Origin of the sequence: Elstera litoralis, from assembly GCF_000963705.1 — a bacterium.
Lineage (GTDB): Bacteria > Pseudomonadota > Alphaproteobacteria > Elsterales > Elsteraceae > Elstera > Elstera litoralis.
The window spans coordinates 1-1,760 of record NZ_LAJY01000556.1; the positions used below are offsets into that span (position 1 = coordinate 1).

At 62.6% G+C, this 1,760-nt stretch carries 3 protein-coding genes; 1 reads left to right on the forward strand and 2 read right to left on the reverse strand.

Annotation, left to right across the window (positions count from 1 at the left end; translation table 11 throughout):
- Both VZ95_RS17375 and VZ95_RS17380 read right to left on the reverse strand, forming a co-directional pair.
- The coding region (locus tag VZ95_RS17375; protein WP_045776982.1) for a hypothetical protein at positions 1-400 on the reverse strand (400 nt) is incomplete at its 3' end.
- Complete coding sequence (locus VZ95_RS17380) at positions 381-920, reverse strand: SixA phosphatase family protein (RefSeq protein ID WP_045776983.1); 540 nt, start codon at positions 918-920, stop codon at positions 381-383. The genes VZ95_RS17380 and VZ95_RS17375, both read right to left, overlap by 20 nt.
- 71 nt (positions 921-991) lie before the next feature.
- On the opposite strand from VZ95_RS17380, the gene VZ95_RS17385 reads away from it, so the two are divergent.
- The gene (locus tag VZ95_RS17385; protein ID WP_084627888.1) at positions 992-1,642 is read left to right on the forward strand and encodes an NUDIX domain-containing protein; all 651 of its coding nucleotides are present in this window, start codon (positions 992-994) and stop codon (positions 1,640-1,642) included.
- The last annotated feature ends 118 nt before the right edge of the window (positions 1,643-1,760 follow it).

Genomic DNA, 1,760 nt, shown 5'->3' on the forward strand with positions numbered 1-1,760 from the left:
GCGCGGCGAGTTGCGCGTCCGCGTGCATCGCGTGCAACTGGACCCGCAGGGCATCGCCCGACGGGCCGACCGGCATTCGCAGCCACGCGGCTTGCGGTTCCGCCGCACCGTTCGGAAACCGCCAAACCAAGTGCTCCAGCGTCAAGCCCCCGTCCGTCCAGCGCGTACGCGTTAGATCGAACTGGGGTTGCAACGCCTCGGTTCCGCCTTTTGCTGTGGGCGACACGATGAGCGGCGTTTCTCGGTGGCGTTGGTCGGGCGTATCCAGAACCCGCCAACGCTCTGGCTTCGGCGCTTTTTGAAAACCTCGCCAGGAAGGACGCTGGAGTAGCGCCGAGAGCTGATCGGGACGAAGCCCAAGCCAGAGGTGGCTCATAATCTCAAGAATCCCCTTCGCCATCGATGTCGCGCGGGAAGCGCAGCGCGATCAGGCGGTTAGTGTGCCAGGACAAGCTTGACCAATCGTCGAGGGGGCAGTCGAAAACCGCCAGCGCCGCCGTTGGAAATTTTTCCGATAGCCGGTCGCGCGCGGTAAACTCGGTCGCCGGGTCCACCAGCCCCAGGGCGAACTCGTGCAGACCGTCGTTATGGCCGATGAGCAGCAGGGTTTCGGCCCCTTCGCCCTCGCGCCGAACCGTCGCAAGCAATTTTTCCGGCTCGGCGAGGTAGAGGTCTTCCAGATAGCGCGGCAGCGGATAGCTCCCCGCCGGTAGACCGCCCGCGAGGTGATCCCAGGTTTCCCGCGTCCGCGTCGCCGTCGAGCACAGCACACGGTCGAACCGCAGCCCCAGGGCTTGCATCGTGGCCGCGAGGCGAACCGCATCGCGCTGCCCCCGGCTATTGAGCGGGCGAGCATGGTCGCTTTGCGTGAGATCATCCCACGATGATTTTGCGTGGCGCAGCAAGGCCAGTCGGCGCATTGCCCGTTCTCCTGACGATAAGGCGGCCAGATGGGGTTCCGGCGGAAACATCAATTCGCTAGGGTTCTAGCATGAAGAGAGATATTCGCCAGCCCATGCCGAACCCCGACGTGATTGTGGAGCGCCGCGATCCCGTCTTCCAAGGGTATTTTCAAGTGGACCGATGGCAGCTTCGCCATAGGATCGACGGTGATACTTGGTCGCCGCCGCTGGTGCGCGAGGTGTTCGAGCGCGGGCATGCCATCGCGGTTCTGCCCTTCGATCCCGTGCGTAACTGCCTTGTGGTCATTGAACAATTTCGCATGGGGCCACTGGCGGCCGGACGCGACCCTTGGATGATCGAGATCGTCGCGGGGATCATCGAACCCGATGAGATCCACGATCCGCGCGGTGTCGCCCAGCGCGAATGCCGGGAGGAGATCGGCGCGGAGGTCGAGGATCTTTTTGAAGTCCTCACCTTTCTCCCGTCACCGGGGGCCGTATCGGAAACCGTCACGCTCTACTGTGGCCGGGTTGATAGCAGCCTTCTGCCCGAATTTGCCGGGAATGCCGACGAAGGCGAGTATATCCGAATAAGCACCCTCACCCTTCCCGAGCTGTCGGACGCGCTCGAAGCGGGGCGTTTTGAAAACTCTATCATGCTGATCGCCGCGCAATGGTTGCTGCTGAACCAACAAAAGGTTCAAGATCGTTGGACGCAATCGGCGCACGTCGGCGTGTGAGCCTATCGAAAAAGAACGGGAGGAAACGGGAATGAGCACGCGAACGGCTTTTGTATCGACGGATTGGCTGGCGGAACGGCTTTCCGACCCCCATTTGCGCGTGCTCGATGCGACCTAC